Origin of the sequence: Microbulbifer sp. CNSA002, assembly GCF_047324085.1 — a bacterium.
Classification (GTDB): Bacteria; Pseudomonadota; Gammaproteobacteria; order Pseudomonadales; family Cellvibrionaceae; genus Microbulbifer.
On the sequence record NZ_CP172449.1, the window covers coordinates 1766567 to 1780445 of the forward strand.

A 13879-nucleotide genomic window follows, 5' to 3' on the forward strand; every position below is an offset into this window, starting at 1 on the left:
TCGGCCTCCTTTTTAATAAAAAATAATAAATGTACAGGGTACAAACATGGAAAACGTTCAGGCAAATCCTGATGCCGGCAATAGTGCCGATAATAAAAATGGCTGGATTAATCGAGCGCTCAATTTTATTGAGGTTGTCGGTAATAAATTACCCGATCCCGCTGTTCTGTTTTTGATCTTGATGGTGGGAATCTGGGTGCTCTCCTGGCTTCTCTCCGGTGTTAACTTCGAAGCCTTACACCCCGCTACCGGCGAGGCGATACAGGTAACCAACCTGCTTTCCAGTAGTGAAATGGCCCGCTTCCTATCTGGTATGGTAACTACGTTTACTAGTTTTGCGCCCCTGGGGGTGGTGTTGGTAGCCATGCTGGGGGTCGGTGTGGCTGAGCAGAGTGGCTTTATCAATGCGGTATTGAAAAAGCTGCTGGCGGTAACGCCGCAGATGCTGTTGACACCTATGTTGATTTTGGTAGCCATCGTCAGTCACACCGCTGTAGACGCGGGGTATGTGTTAGTAATTCCACTCGGAGGTGTGATTTTCTACGCGGCGGGGCGCCATCCTTTGGCAGGTATCGCGGCAGCATTTGCCGGTGTCTCTGGTGGCTTCTCTGCCAATTTTGTTCCCTCGGCTATCGATCCTCTATTGCAAGGCTTTACCCAGACGGCTGCTCAGATTGCCGATCCGGATATGCAGGTTAACCCCCTCAACAACTGGTTCTTTACTTCAGCTTCTTGCTTATTGGTGACACTGCTGGGCTGGTGGCTGACTGATAAAGTGATCGAGCCACGCTTGAAGAGCGTGAAGGTTGATGGCGATGAAGCGGATATGCCGGTAATGCAGGAGCTGGGGGCTCGCGAGAAAAAAGCGATGTACTTGGCGGTTACTGTGATGGTGGCAGGTATCGTCGGGCTTGTGGCCTGGATGCTGCCGGAAACCTCAGCTTTGCGCGATGCAGAAGGGCAATTAGCTTCTTTCACTGCGCCAATTATGAAGTCGATTGTACCGCTGATCTTCCTGCTGTTTGTGATTCCCGGTGTGGTGTTTGGCTATGCGGCCGGTACCTTCCGCCAGAGTAAGGATGTTATTGATGCGATGTCCAAAACCATGGGCTCCATGGCTTATTACATCGTGATGGCTTTTTTCTGTGCGTTGTTTATCTCTGAGTTTGCCCGCTCCGGTTTGGGCACGCTGCTTTCGGTAGAGGGAGGGAGCTTGCTCGCGGCGATGGAGCTGCCGGGCCCGATTACCCTGATGGGCATTATTGTACTGGTAGCCTTTATCAACTTATTTGTGGGATCTGCCTCTGCCAAGTGGGCGCTGCTGTCCCCCATCTTTGTGCCTATGTTGATGCAGATCGGTTTCTCCCCTGATCTCACCCAGGCGGCTTATCGGGTAGGTGATTCCTCCACGAATATTATTACCCCGCTGATGCCTTACTTCCCCTTGGTGGTTGTGTACTGCCAGCGCTATGTGAAGGGAACGGGCATTGGGACACTTGTATCCATCATGTTGCCGTACTCCATTGTGTTTCTGATTTGCTGGTCGCTGTTCCTGGTGGCTTACTGGACACTGGGAATGCCTTTGGGGGTGCAGGCTAGTTATACCTACCCTTAAGAGGTCGGGGATCTTTGTCTAAGTCTCTCTAAATCAAGTCCCGATATCTACAATCTCAATCTGAGTGGTTGCTGCTGGGCAGCCACTTAGTATTTTTCCTGCCTTAGAGTCTGCTTTTATTCATTTCATCAAGTCATCCTGATGGTACGAAAGTGCAGCTTGGAGACTGCAATGCTGTCCTTTAATGCCGTATTTCTTGTCCCTAATCATGTCATCGCTCTTTTTAGTAAAAAAATGTTCCAATAATGTTGTAGATGATAACGATTCCTATTAGGATTCGCGCCCAGTTACCTGGGTCACAGTTTGACTGTGATCCATCCAAATTCAGTTGGCGTTGAGGGATCTCCATGAGTACCGCTCGAATTAAAAGTATGCAAAAAGCTTCTCCTGTAATTTCTGGAATCAGCCGCTCTTTATTGGCGTTGGCTATTGCTGCGGGCGGTTCTTCTGTGGCGTTCGCTGCAGAAGATAAAAATGAAGGAATTGAAGAAGTTAATGTTATCGGTGATCTGAATCTGGATCGTCAGACCTCCATTGGTAAGCTGAATATTCCGGTCGATGAGACCCCCTTTTCTATCTCCTTACGTGATAAAGAATTCTTCGACACAACTGGCTCTAAGTCGATTCAAGATACTCTCCAGTACACCGCAGGTGTAAATGGCGGTACTTACGGAGTTGACTCCCGTGGGGATTGGTCAACCATTCGTGCAGTTGAGCCGGTTATGTTTGTTGACGGCTTGCAATCTATCTTTGGTAGTTACACCAGCTCCCGGGCTAATCTCTATGCATATGAAAGGGTAGAAATCCTTAAAGGCCCGTCTTCAGTTCTTTACGGTCAGGGCTCTACGGGTGGTATCGTTAACTTGGTTTCAAAGCGTCCCAAGAGTGAATTTGGTGGCGAATTGATGGTCCAGGGTGGTGACTATAATCGGAAAGTAATTGCGGGGGACGTTACTGGTGCTTTCGATGCTGATGGAGAATGGCTGTATCGTGTAGTTGGCTATGCGCGTGATGCCGACGCGCAAGTGGATCATGTGGAGGATAATAGCACCCTATTTATGCCTTCGGTTTCTTGGCGTCCAAGTGCCGATACAGAAGTTACCTTTTTGGCAAGTTATCAAAAAGATGAAACCGGCACTACAGCTGCATTCTTGCCCTGGGGCGGTACGCGTATTGATAACGTAAATGGTGATATACCTACTGATACCTTCCTGAGTGAGCCAGGTTGGGACAAGTATGATACTGAGCAAACAGCTTATAGCATTTGGGTCGAACACCGGTTTGACGAGAGCTGGGGTATTAATGCTGGTCTTCGCTATTCTGAGGGCGAAGTTGATTACAATTCAATGTATGCGGATTTCGATCTTACACAACGCTTGAATAAAGATATAAGTGATATTTCTCGTACTGCTTATATGAAGGATGCAACTAGTGACTTGCTAATTTTTGATTTGCGAGTTTCTGGAGAGGTTTCTACCGGTTTACTCGAGCACAATCTCTCGTTTGGCTTAGATAGCCAAGATGCGGAGATCAATGAGGATAAAATTTATGCAGTTGGCGCTGGTGGGAGCATCAATATCTTCGACCCCGTATACGGTTACGTTCCGGAAGGGATTGAGCCTTACGATTATCCAAAAACTAGCACTGAGCAGCTAGGGTTCTATATTCAGGATCAAGTTTCCCTGGGTAACTTCATTGTCAATGCTGGCCTTCGTAAGGACATTACAAAGTCTCGGACAGAAGGAGAAAATGCAGATAGTGAAGACGCTACTACCATGAGGCTCGGTGTGATGTACGCCTTTGATAGTGGCATTTCTCCTTATGTTAGCTATTCGGAGTCCTTTGAACCTGTGGCTGGTACGGATTCGTCAGGTCGTGCATTCCGCCCGGTTGAAGGCGAGCAGATTGAAGCTGGGATTAAATTTCAGCCCGAAGGAACTAACTTGCTAGTTACGGCTTCCGCATATGAAATTAAGCAGAAAAATTTCCTAACTTATGACCTGAGCTCTGCTGGCTCAGGTGAAGCCACTCAGCTCGGTGGAGTCGAAATTGATGGATTAGAGCTTGAAGCTAGCGGAAAGTGGGGTAACTTAACCCTGATTGCAAACTACAGTACTACGAACTCTGAAATAACAGAAAGTACAGCTTACTATGAGGTTGGTACTGAACTTGAGGCTGTGCCAGAAGAGCAGTTTTCTTTCTGGGGGAACTATGACTTTGGTGATTGGGTTCCCGGCTTGAGTGTTGGTTTGGGTGCACGATATGTTGGGGAGAGTTATGCGGGAATGGATAAAACACGGGAGATCGTGTTATCACAGTTCACTGGTGTTCCCGCTTACTACGCGTACTATGATGCGCTGCTGGCAGAGTTCCCGACCGATAATCCTTCATATACTCTGTATGATGCGACTATTGGCTACACGCTGGATAGCTGGAAGTTTCAGGTCAATGTGAAGAACTTGACTGATGAAGTGCACACGACCTCATGCCTGAGCCGCGGTGACTGCTTCTACGGTGAACGACGCTATGTAACTGCGGAAGCACGCTACATTTTTTAAGTTAGTGTAGACTGGGAGCCTGTCCGCAGGGGGAGTCTGTGGGCGGGCTCCCTTTTTTACGTTTAAGCAACCAGACGAGAGGCGAGTCTCTCGCTGTTATGGTTATGCCAATGTCTTTTTATATGATTGCAGGAGCTTCCAGCGCCTTTGCTTTGGCCGGGATTCTGCTCCTTTATTCCGCTTGGTCCCGCAGAGGGGCAGAGCCCGTGCGCCGTTGGGGTGGCTGGGGAGCCATGGTGTTGTCGGCTTTTGGGTGGAGCTCGATAGTTGGGGTGGAATATGGAATCAGTATTGCCACTTTAATAGTGATGCTCGGAGCCTTTGCTTTATTGGCTCTTAAGGGAGACTGGCCCAGTGGCCCTAGGCCCGTTGAAAAACAGCGCTCGGGAACACCCGAATCTCAAGCCCTGCTTCCATTGTGGTTGCGGGGCTTCTTGCGTTTTATGGCTGCCTTTCTTTTGCCCGCGGCCAGTGGTTTGATCGCCGGTCTGCTTTTCTTTGGTTTTACCGGATTTTCTGAAACTGTCCGCTTGGTCGGCGGAGCCTTCCTGTCGGTGATAATCTGGACCCTGGCGATGGTTTGGTGCTGTGCCGATAAAAAGCTTCTGCGCCCTTCGGCTGCCATGTTGGCTTTCTCGGTGGTCAGCGGCTTGTTGCTGGCCTTTGCGCTTCCCGCTTCGGCAGCATAGATCAACGGACTTGAGTAGGAATTTAACGTGAAATTTTCCTTTAAACCGACCCCTGGCTTTGTCCGTGATATGACCGATGGACACTCAGTTCTCGGCCTGGCGGTATCCACTCTTTTATATATTGTTTGCGTCAGCGGAACACTGGCGGTTTTTTACAATGAGTTCGAACGCTGGGAGCAGGCCTCCGAGTTGGAGAACCTCAATGTTGAAGCCTCTGTGTATCGGACGGCTACAGAAAATGCTATTGCGTTAGCCAAGCAGGAAAAAGAGGATCTCGATTCAATTACCTTCACCATCCCCAATCAGGATAAGCCCAGATTGATGGTTGAAGTTGGCGATATGGAGCGATATGTCGCTGAAGATGGTTCCCTACTGGGCAAGGTGGAGCATGAGTGGACCCACTTCCTGGCCTACCTGCATTACGCGCTCAACCTTCCTGTTGGTTATGGGGTCATCCTGGTTGGTTTGATCGGGATGGTGATGTCCGCTCTGATCGTCTCCGGTTTGCTAGCTCATCCCAAAATTATCAAAGACGCTTTCTCTTTCCGTCTTTCTGGCTCCAAGCGTCTTCAACAAGTGGATTTGCACAATCGCCTGGGGGTTTGGGCCTCTCCCTTTCATCTTGCCATAGCCATTACTGGGGCTTTTATCGGATTGTCCCAGGTAGCCGCTTTTGCAATTGCCGGCGTATTCTTTGAGGGTGATACGGAAAAGGTAGAGCACATGCTTTACGCGGATCATCCGGTGATGGAGGAAAATGCCCCTGAAGTTGATTATCCGGATTATGCTGCAATTCTGGCAACAATGGATCGTATCGCACCGGAAGAAGAGCGCACTCGTTTAGAAGTGGCGTTCCCAGGACGTGAAGGCCAGGTTGTTGAGGTGTGGACCCGGGTTCCAGAGCGGTTGGTCTGGGGTGAGCGTTACCACTTTAATCCCGATGGCAGCCTGATTGAAAAAGAGGGTTGGTCTGAGGGCGACGCGGCTAAGCAGGTTTACCTTTCTACGTACCGTTTACACTTTGGCCACTTTTCCGGTTTCCCTGTGAAAATTGCTTACTTCCTGCTGGGGGTGGGGATGTGTTTGCTGGTGGTATCCGGCATCAATATCTGGTTTGTTCGCAAGCGTCAGCGCGGCAATCCCGCCGTACGTTTGGAGCGAGTCTGGATGGCTCAGGTATGGGGTGTACCATTTGCGATTGCTCTGAGTGCGGTGACTTATCTGGCGTTTAAGCTAAATGCTGCGCAGGTGTTCTGGCTGGTGACTTTGGCGTTAAGCGTTGCGGCTGCCTTCATGGGGACAGTGGCCAAGTGGTCTATGTCTCTGCGTATTGCCACAATTATCGCCTGCGTCGGTGCAGTTGTAGTGCACGTTGCTCAGTTTGGTGAGGATTCCTTTGTGAGAGCATCACTGGTCGTTAATGTTGTGTGGTTGCTAATTGCTGCTGGAATCGCGGCCTCTTGCCTTTATAGCAGGGCGCGTCAGTCGGATAGTGAGACTGTATCTGCCGGTGCCAATCCACTGGGTAGCAGCTAGATTTTTTGGGGTCCCGCAGTGCCTCTGCAGGGCCCCAAAACTTCCATCGGACCTATAAGATCCCTTTCAATTACTTGGCAGGGCGTAACATCTCGATATGCGGGATGCCGTCTTCCTGGTACGGCTCAGACACCTGCTCAAAACCAAACTCCCCGTAAAATCTATCCAAATGTTGTTGAGCTGAAATGCGAATACCAGTGTTGGGGTATTCTTCGCATGTGTGCATTACGGCTCGGCGAATCAGCTCCTTGCCCAGGCCTGTTCCGCGACTGGCTTCTGCGGTTAACACTCTTCCTATCGAGGGTTCCCGGTATTTAAGGCCTGGGAAAACAACTCTCAGGTAGGCCATAACCTGCGGGTTATTTTCGTCTCCCTCCCAGCAGATCAGGTGCCAGGAGTGTTGGTCTTTGCCATCGGCATCCTGATAGGGGCAGTCTTGTTCTACCGTAAAAACTTCCTGCCTTACTCGCAAAACTTCGTAAAGTTGACTGAGCGTAAGCTCTTTAAAGCTGCACCATTGCCACTGCATAAAGGTGAATTCCAAATTATTGTCACTAATTTTGTATTGTGATTGGAGTTAAAAGGTATAGATTATTTATAAGATCGATTAATTTTAATTGGATGCCTGATTGCCGGCTCTATGAAAGAATCCATGCTTGAGGTAATGGATAACTTGCGAGATAACTTTTTTATCTTTCATCATAAACACATGGGTCACTGGCATTTGCAGATGATCATTCATGCCATCCAGTTTTGTGCTGGATACGGAGACTTTACCATCATCGGTTTCTGGGATAAGGCGGGATAGAATCAGGTTGATGCTGCGAGTACCGGCAATAATACCTACATCAAAATCTGCACTACCGAGCTTGTTGGGGACGCTCATCTCGCCGGTACCCAGCTGTAGCCCAGCATCCCCAAACATAAACTTGAAGCCGGGGAATGTTCCCAGTTTATCAACTACTTCGCTGCCTTTATTGGGTGGGCCCAACATGACAACGCGATTCAGGTTTTTGATTTCAGCTGAATGTAGATATTGCCTTACCAGAATACCGCCCATGGAGTGAGTGACAAAATTGATTTCTTGCGCATTACCGCACTCCTCGACAGCAGGCGCTATGGCCATGCTGGCCAAAGCTTCAATGGAGTGCTTGGTCGAAGGGTAATCAATATTGACCGTTTGGAAACCCTCGGCATCTATGGCCTTTGCCAGTTTCTCCATTGAGCTATCTGATTTGGCTAATCCATGCAATAAAATCACACAAGCGGAGTGAGCACTTGCTGATAGCAGCGTAAATGCGACGGCAATTATAAAAGCGAATTTTTTCATCGGTTTGAACTTCCTGTCGACTTCTTGTACCTATTCGTGTGGCGTTGTTGTCGGAGCAATTAATTTGGATTGGGTTGAAGTTGGCAGTGTTGGCGGAGAATGTCCGCTGCCCGCTCCGGTTTATCGGGGGTGATCACGATAGTTTGTGTAGCCAGACGCAGTACGACAGATTTTTGCTGATCGGTAGCAAATGCACGATAGCGCCCCAATTTTTGGTTTTGAAACAGGCCTATATAGCCAAATAAGCCGGAGTTGCCAAAGATGCGGACTGATCCTTGCATGGCGGTTGAGTCGGGGAATGCTTCAGATAGCCCCTCCAAGGAGATGGTGGTTTTCCAGCCCGGGCGCAATATCAAGAGGTTGCCATTTTTGATGGCGTAACCACGGATGGCAAAGAAGGCGCTGAGAGCCAGTATTGCAGGCGGAAGTGCTATGGCAATGCTATAGAGGGTAGATGGAGCAGTTGGTGCTCTCGATGCCAGAAAGAGCGGCAGTCCCAGTAGGAGTAATGTGCATATGGCACTGATAATTTGGAGCTGGCGGCTCCACGGCGCTTTAAACGCGATTGTTGGCATACTTGGTTTAACTCAACGGATTACCTGAATGCCTCAATCATAGTGCTATTGGAATCTGCTTGGCAAAGGTAGAGATGGTTTGGTTTTAACGGTTGCTCGCTATGGAAGACTGTATTTTGATTAACGAGAATTCCCAGTCAGCCCTTGTGGTCGAAGGGGGCGCTATGCGGGGGATTTTCGCTGCAGGCGTATTGGATGCATTTTTGGAGGCGGGCTATCGGCCATTTGATTTTGCGATCGGTGTATCCGCAGGCTCCACCAATTTGATTGGTTATCTGGCGGGAAACCATGGGCGAAGTCGGCAAATACTAATGGACCATGCCCGGCGGGCAGACTTCATTGACTGGCGCCGCTATCTCCGAGGCGGTCATTTTTGTGACATTGGCTGGTTGTGGCATGCGTCATATCAGGATATTCCGCTCAGTGTCGATAGTTATGTTGAGAATGGAATACCGCTTTATGCCGTGACTACCAGTATCAACACGGGGGAGGCTAGATACCTGAAAGTAACTCCGGAAAACATGCACGAGGTCTTCCCGGCCTCTTGCGCCATTCCGGTTGCTTACCGGGGGTTTCCTGAAGTGGATGGGGAGCCTATGACTGATGGTGGTCTGGCTGATTCGATACCGATTATTCAGGCTTATCAGCAGGGGGCCAGAAATATAACAGTTATTCTCTCGCGCCCTCTGGGGTATCGGAAAATTAAGGGGCCTGCTCCAAAATTTATCAAACAGTTTTTCCGTGATCATGCCCGGCTATTTGAGGCCGTGCTGGAGAGGGGGGAGAAATATAATCGGGCTCTGGAGTTTATCGAGGTGCCTCCAGAGGGGTGCCAGGTTTCGGTTATTGCGCCTCCAGACAATTTCCCGGTTAAGCGTTTTACCCAGGAAGCAGAGTTGCTCGAGGAAGGTTATGAGAGCGGCAGGACCCGGGGTTGGGAATTTCTTCGTGAGCTTCCCGGTCAGCGGGACTCTTTACCGTCAATTGAATAGTAGTGCCGGTATGAATGAGTTGATTGAGCTTAATCAGAATGTGAATGGTGAGGTAATCGACTGGTGGAAATACGTTTGCTTGGAGTGACAGATGCGCCCGCCATATCTGCTTTTTACTTATCTAATGAGGAGCACCTGAAGCGCTGGGAGCCCATTCGCGAGCCCGGTTTTCACAGTTCCGGGTCCTGGATTCGACGCATAAGCTCTGGAGGAATTTTAAAGTTTGCTGCATTAGAGTCCGGGTGTGATCAGTTACTGGGCGTTTGCTCCTTGACGAATATCATCCGAGGCCCATTTCAGGCCTGTAATATGGGATATGCAGTTGACCAGTCCCACGAGGGGCGGGGCTTAATGGGGAGCTTGTGTCGTTATGTCGTTGATTATGCTTTTGACACCTTAAATTTGAATAGAGTGATGGCCAACTACATGCCTGGTAACGATAGGTCGGCAGCTCTGCTGGAGACATTGGGCTTCGTTGTCGAGGGTAGGGCGGCAAAATACCTGAAGATCAATGGATGTTGGGAGGATCATATCCTCACGGCGAAGCTAAACCCCAGATCCTTGGATATTTAATGATGTTCGTTGAATGAGGCGCCAAATGGCATTTACTTCACTGTGTGCCTATAGGAGTCTTGGGTAGGACTGAGATATTGTTGCTAACCTATTGCGATTTCATGGACGACTTCGAATAACAGTTTTGCGGAAGGAGAAAGGGATGAATGGGAAGTGCCTATGCGGTGGGGTTGAGTTCCAGCTGGAAGAGCCAATTCCAAACCTTTACCAATGCCATTGCTCACTCTGCCGCAAATTGAGTGGTTCCGCCTCGGATACGGCCATGTTTATTAGCCGGGATCAGTTTCGCTGGGTGCGGGGCTTAGACAGAATCTCTTCATTCCGGACTCCTACGGGCTATCGATCTGACTTTTGCAGTGGATGCGGAAGTACAGTTCCTCACTTAATGAGTAATACAACGCACTTCTGGGTACCTGCGGGATTGTTGGAGGGGGATATCGATGGGAAAGTTGTGGCCCATCTTTGCACAGAATCCAAAGCATCCTGGGATGAAATTTCTGGTGAGGCGGAGTGCTTTAACGAAATGCCGGAGCTGGAGCGATTGATGCATCTATTGCATGGCGGCGACGAAGCGATGGATGGGGAATGGGAGGAGAGCCAGGCGGCTTCAGCTGAAGTTTAAAAAAACCAAACTCTTTTCTAATTAGCGCATACAAAAAAGCCCCGCTCTTGCGAGCAGGGCTTTTTTGTATATGGCGGACCGGACGGGACTCGAACCCGCGACCTCCGGCGTGACAGGCCGGCATTCTAACCAACTGAACTACCGGTCCGCATTCCTGCTTCTCTTGGATGCTCTTGCCGGGCAAGAGTAAGAGAAGTGGTGGGTGGTACAGGGGTCGAACCTGTGACCTACGGCTTGTAAGGCCGTCGCTCTCCCAACTGAGCTAACCACCCCGTGTCAGGAGCTGCGTATCATAATGATTTTTTTACTTAGGTCAACAACTTAGGGAAGTTTTTCTAAAAAAGTTTGCGTCTGGCTTTAAGTGTGAGAAGCGGGTGTGTATTTGAAGAAATTGCTGCTCGTGTATTGGCAATACTTGGTAATAAAACAGGGTGCTACTTTCATTGCCCCGGTTTTCTATTAATTTTGTTAGTCGGTCTGCACAGTTTGTGGTGGGGAGTGGGGAGGTGGTTGTGTATTGAAAAGTGGTTTTGAATTTTTCATATACAAAAAAGCCCCGCTCTTGCGAGCAGGGCTTTTTTGTATATGGCGGACCGGACGGGACTCGAACCCGCGACCTCCGGCGTGACAGGCCGGCATTCTAACCAACTGAACTACCGGTCCGCATTCCTGCTTCTCTTTGGTTGCTCTTGCCGGGCAAGAGTAAGAGAAGTGGTGGGTGGTACAGGGGTCGAACCTGTGACCTACGGCTTGTAAGGCCGTCGCTCTCCCAACTGAGCTAACCACCCCGTGTCAGGAGCTGCGTATCTTAATGATATTTTTTTTGCGGTCAACAATTTTGTTGGAAGATTTTTAAAATTTTTTTTAAGAATAAAAAACACTCAAAAATTGTTTAAAAATTAATTAATTAGAGGATTTTTTGAGGGCTTTTTAAGTTGTTTTTGTCGGTCAAAATCAGCTGCGTAGAAATTCAGAAAATAAAAATTCAGGCTGGAGAAAATTGTTGCAGAAAAATTTTGTCGGCACTGCGCTCGCACTATTTTTTTACGCTGAGATTTGGTTGTTTTTTTGTGGCTCTTTCAAATTTCCAGCGTAAGCAACTGAAAATAAAATGTTAGAAAAATGAAAAGATGTGAGGCACAAACAAAAAAGCCCCGCTCTTGCGAGCAGGGCTTTTTGTATATGGCGGACCGGACGGGACTCGAACCCGCGACCTCCGGCGTGACAGGCCGGCATTCTAACCAACTGAACTACCGGTCCGCATTCCTGCTTCTCTTGGATGCTCTTGCCGGGCAAGAGTAAGAGAAGTGGTGGGTGGTACAGGGGTCGAACCTGTGACCTACGGCTTGTAAGGCCGTCGCTCTCCCAACTGAGCTAACCACCCCGTGTCAGGAGCTGCGTATCTTAATGATATTCTTCGTGGCGTCAACGCCTTTTTTGAATTTTTTTTTGTCTTTCAATGAGTTAACGCGCTTTTGTGTGAATTCGTGGGCGTGTCCGCCGGGGGGTGACACTGTTATAATCGCCCCAATTCCCGTTAGTTAGAGCGTGAGAAAAGCTGTGACACAGAAGACCTGGCTGGCCCAACTTGTACTGGCATTCGGTATGTTTTGCCTGTCCATCGCTGCACATGCGGTAGTGGAGACACAAAAATTGTCCTCTCCCGAGCTGGATGCAAGGTATCGCGTGCTTATTGAAGAGATGCGCTGCCCCAAGTGTCAAAACCAGAACCTGGCAGACTCCGATGCGTCTATTTCCTCGGACTTGCGCCGTGAAATCCGCCGTTTGCTGGAGGAGGGATTTACCGACCAGGAAATCGTTGACTACATGGTGGCCCGCTATGGGGATTTTGTGCTCTACCGCCCACCTGTTCAGAAAAATACCTTGATCCTGTGGTTGGCTCCGGGAGTTTTTGCCGTTTTCGGGCTTCTGGCCTTGATTGTGATCGTGATGCGTTCAAAAAGTGGTACCGGGGCTCGCCAAGATGACGGCAGTGGGGAACTCACTGATGATGAGCGGCGTCGATTAAAGCAGTTGTTGGGAGAAGGAGCTGTAGATGAAGGTGATAGCGGGAAGGAAGGTAAATGATTGATATCTGGTTTGGTGTAGCCCTACTGCTACTGTTGGTAGCTTTTGTATTTCTGATTCCTGCTTTGAGAGCTGCAGGCAGACGTCGCAGCGGTAGTAGCAAGCGAGAGGCTATGGCAGCGCTCTACCGGGAGCGCAGTAAAGAACTTCGCGCTGCGGTGCAGAGCGGTGCGATGGATGAAAAGCAGTTTGCCCAGCTGGAGGCAGATCTCGCGCGGGAACTGCTGGCGGCTCAGCAGGAAAGTCAATCTGGTGAAGCCAGGCAGGGTGGCGGCCGATTGCTAATCGGCCTGGCGGTTTTGGTGCCTGCAATTGCAGCAGCTGCCTACGGGTTTTCCGACCGACCGTCCGAAGTAGCTTTGTATCGCGATATGGTGGCGAGCCAAGGTGGGCACACCTCTTCGGAGGAAGAGGCAAAAATCACCCGTCAGTTGCAGGAGCGGGCTAAAACTCATCCAGATGATCTTAGTAGTCGCTATATATTGGCGCAGCGGCTACTGGTGAGTGGCGATTTGGCTGGGGCGGTAGATTCCTATCGCTATGTTGTGGCTCGCGAGCCACAGGCGGCCAACGTTAAGGCTGAGCTGGCACAAGCGCTATTTTTTGCTGGCGGTTCCAAGATTACCGATGAAATCCGCTCCTTGATCAAGCAGGTGTTACAGGTGCAGCCATCCAATGGCACTGTGCTGGGCTTGGCGGGTATTGCCGCTTTTGAAGATGGAGACTATCGCAAGGCTCGCCAGCATTGGCAGCTAGCACTTAGCCAGCTTCCCCCAGGATCTGCAGCAGCAGAGGCGCTTCAGGCTGGCGTTGCCAGGGCCGAAAGCGCTTTGGCAGACAGCGGTGAGGCTGTAGCGGTGCAGGCAAAGGTAGAAACGAAAGAGAAAGGCCCGCAGATTCGAGTTCAGGTCAGTTTGGGGGAGGGAGTTGAAGCCCCAGAATCTACCCCGGTATTTATCTATGCACGCAGTGCTGCGAGCCCGATGCCTCTGGCTATCGTGCGCCTCACGGCTGGGCAGTTACCTGCAGAGGTTGTGCTGGATGAGTCCCGAGCAATGATGCCTGGAAGCTCCATCGCCACTGTCGACTCTGTGCAGTTGGTAGCGCGACTGGCCATTAAGGGAGATGCGCGTCCGGCCCCGGGGGATTGGCAGGGAATGATTAGCGAGTTGCCTAAATCCCGCTGGAGTGAAACTCAGTCAATAGCCATCGATAGTCAGCTGTAACTGGCTGTGACTGTCGAAAATGAGGTCACAGTGTAAGCTGTGGCCTCATTTTTATTTGCGGCCGGATGGCATTCT

12 protein-coding genes and 6 tRNA genes are annotated in these 13879 nt (G+C 49.9%); 9 read left to right on the forward strand and 9 right to left on the reverse strand.

The genetic code is table 11. From position 1 onward, the window contains the following. Positions 1-46 precede the first annotated feature (46 nt). The 4 genes from ACG1BZ_RS07905 to ACG1BZ_RS07920 all read left to right on the forward strand — a co-directional run bounded on the left by ACG1BZ_RS07905 (position 47) and on the right by ACG1BZ_RS07920 (position 6398). Positions 47-1615: an AbgT family transporter gene (locus ACG1BZ_RS07905; protein ID WP_413665127.1), complete on the forward strand. Its 1569-nt coding sequence runs from the start codon at positions 47-49 to the stop codon at positions 1613-1615. A gap of 347 nt (positions 1616-1962) precedes the next feature. Beyond that, positions 1963-4173, forward strand: coding sequence for a TonB-dependent siderophore receptor (locus ACG1BZ_RS07910; RefSeq protein ID WP_413665128.1), 2211 nt, complete (start codon positions 1963-1965; stop codon positions 4171-4173). Between the two features lie 110 nt (positions 4174-4283). After that, positions 4284-4862, forward strand: coding sequence for a hypothetical protein (locus ACG1BZ_RS07915; RefSeq protein ID WP_413665129.1), 579 nt, complete (start codon positions 4284-4286; stop codon positions 4860-4862). A gap of 27 nt (positions 4863-4889) precedes the next feature. Next, positions 4890-6398 (forward strand): PepSY-associated TM helix domain-containing protein, encoded by a 1509-nt coding sequence (locus ACG1BZ_RS07920; RefSeq protein WP_413665130.1) that lies wholly within the window; start codon positions 4890-4892, stop codon positions 6396-6398. 70 nt (positions 6399-6468) lie between these two features. Here ACG1BZ_RS07920 and ACG1BZ_RS07925 read toward each other — a convergent pair whose 3' ends face one another. The 3 genes from ACG1BZ_RS07925 to ACG1BZ_RS07935 form a co-directional block, all read right to left on the reverse strand. After that, on the reverse strand, positions 6469-6927 hold the full coding sequence (locus ACG1BZ_RS07925; protein ID WP_413665131.1) for a GNAT family N-acetyltransferase: 459 nt from the start codon (positions 6925-6927) through the stop codon (positions 6469-6471). An 84-nt stretch (positions 6928-7011) separates the two neighbouring features. Then, a complete protein-coding gene (locus ACG1BZ_RS07930; protein ID WP_413665132.1) occupies positions 7012-7728 on the reverse strand; it encodes an esterase/lipase family protein in 717 nt (238 codons plus the stop codon). A 59-nt stretch (positions 7729-7787) separates the two neighbouring features. Then, the gene (locus tag ACG1BZ_RS07935) at positions 7788-8303 is read right to left on the reverse strand and encodes a PH domain-containing protein (protein WP_413665133.1); all 516 of its coding nucleotides are present in this window, start codon (positions 8301-8303) and stop codon (positions 7788-7790) included. Positions 8304-8404: 101 nt separating this feature from the next. On the opposite strand from ACG1BZ_RS07935, the gene ACG1BZ_RS07940 reads away from it, so the two are divergent. The 3 genes from ACG1BZ_RS07940 (at position 8405) to ACG1BZ_RS07950 (ending at position 10490) form a co-directional block, all read left to right on the forward strand. Next, positions 8405-9295, forward strand: coding sequence for a patatin-like phospholipase family protein (locus tag ACG1BZ_RS07940; RefSeq protein ID WP_413665134.1), 891 nt, complete (start codon positions 8405-8407; stop codon positions 9293-9295). 63 nt (positions 9296-9358) lie between these two features. Continuing rightward, positions 9359-9868, forward strand: coding sequence for a GNAT family N-acetyltransferase (locus tag ACG1BZ_RS07945; protein WP_413665135.1), 510 nt, complete (start codon positions 9359-9361; stop codon positions 9866-9868). Between the two features lie 142 nt (positions 9869-10010). Further along, entirely contained in the window at positions 10011-10490 is a 480-nt protein-coding gene (locus ACG1BZ_RS07950; RefSeq protein ID WP_413665136.1) for a GFA family protein, read from the forward strand. Between the two features lie 71 nt (positions 10491-10561). Here the strand turns inward: ACG1BZ_RS07950 and ACG1BZ_RS07955 are convergent. The 6 genes from ACG1BZ_RS07955 to ACG1BZ_RS07980 form a co-directional block, all read right to left on the reverse strand. After that, positions 10562-10638, reverse strand: a tRNA-Asp gene (locus tag ACG1BZ_RS07955). Between the two features lie 48 nt (positions 10639-10686). After that, positions 10687-10762, reverse strand: a tRNA-Val gene (locus ACG1BZ_RS07960). 314 nt (positions 10763-11076) lie between these two features. Then, positions 11077-11153: transfer RNA gene (locus ACG1BZ_RS07965), tRNA-Asp, on the reverse strand. 49 nt (positions 11154-11202) lie between these two features. Beyond that, positions 11203-11278: transfer RNA gene (locus ACG1BZ_RS07970), tRNA-Val, on the reverse strand. A 395-nt stretch (positions 11279-11673) separates the two neighbouring features. Then, positions 11674-11750 (reverse strand) — tRNA-Asp (locus ACG1BZ_RS07975). A gap of 48 nt (positions 11751-11798) precedes the next feature. Continuing rightward, positions 11799-11874: transfer RNA gene (locus ACG1BZ_RS07980), tRNA-Val, on the reverse strand. A gap of 176 nt (positions 11875-12050) precedes the next feature. On the opposite strand from ACG1BZ_RS07980, the gene ACG1BZ_RS07985 reads away from it, so the two are divergent. Both ACG1BZ_RS07985 and ccmI read left to right on the forward strand, forming a co-directional pair. Continuing rightward, positions 12051-12578, forward strand: a complete 528-nt coding sequence (locus tag ACG1BZ_RS07985) for a cytochrome c-type biogenesis protein CcmH (protein WP_413665137.1) — start codon at positions 12051-12053, stop codon at positions 12576-12578. Then, positions 12575-13804, forward strand: coding sequence for a c-type cytochrome biogenesis protein CcmI (gene ccmI / locus ACG1BZ_RS07990; RefSeq protein ID WP_413665138.1), 1230 nt, complete (start codon positions 12575-12577; stop codon positions 13802-13804). Before ACG1BZ_RS07985 ends, ccmI begins: the two co-directional genes overlap by 4 nt. Positions 13805-13879: the final 75 nt, after the last annotated feature.

Bases quoted from the DNA above. Each gene is read 5' to 3' on its own strand.
- ACG1BZ_RS07905 (WP_413665127.1), top strand. From the start codon at position 47: ATGGAAAACGTTCAGGCAAATCCTGATGCCGGCAATAGTGCCGATAAT.
- ACG1BZ_RS07910 (WP_413665128.1), top strand. From the start codon at position 1,963: ATGAGTACCGCTCGAATTAAAAGTATGCAAAAAGCTTCTCCTGTAATT.
- ACG1BZ_RS07915 (WP_413665129.1), top strand. From the start codon at position 4,284: ATGTCTTTTTATATGATTGCAGGAGCTTCCAGCGCCTTTGCTTTGGCC.
- ACG1BZ_RS07925 (WP_413665131.1), bottom strand. From the start codon at position 6,927: ATGCAGTGGCAATGGTGCAGCTTTAAAGAGCTTACGCTCAGTCAACTT.
- ACG1BZ_RS07930 (WP_413665132.1), bottom strand. From the start codon at position 7,728: ATGAAAAAATTCGCTTTTATAATTGCCGTCGCATTTACGCTGCTATCA.
- ACG1BZ_RS07935 (WP_413665133.1), bottom strand. From the start codon at position 8,303: ATGCCAACAATCGCGTTTAAAGCGCCGTGGAGCCGCCAGCTCCAAATT.
- ACG1BZ_RS07940 (WP_413665134.1), top strand. From the start codon at position 8,405: ATGGAAGACTGTATTTTGATTAACGAGAATTCCCAGTCAGCCCTTGTG.
- ACG1BZ_RS07950 (WP_413665136.1), top strand. From the start codon at position 10,011: ATGAATGGGAAGTGCCTATGCGGTGGGGTTGAGTTCCAGCTGGAAGAG.
- ccmI (WP_413665138.1), top strand. From the start codon at position 12,575: ATGATTGATATCTGGTTTGGTGTAGCCCTACTGCTACTGTTGGTAGCT.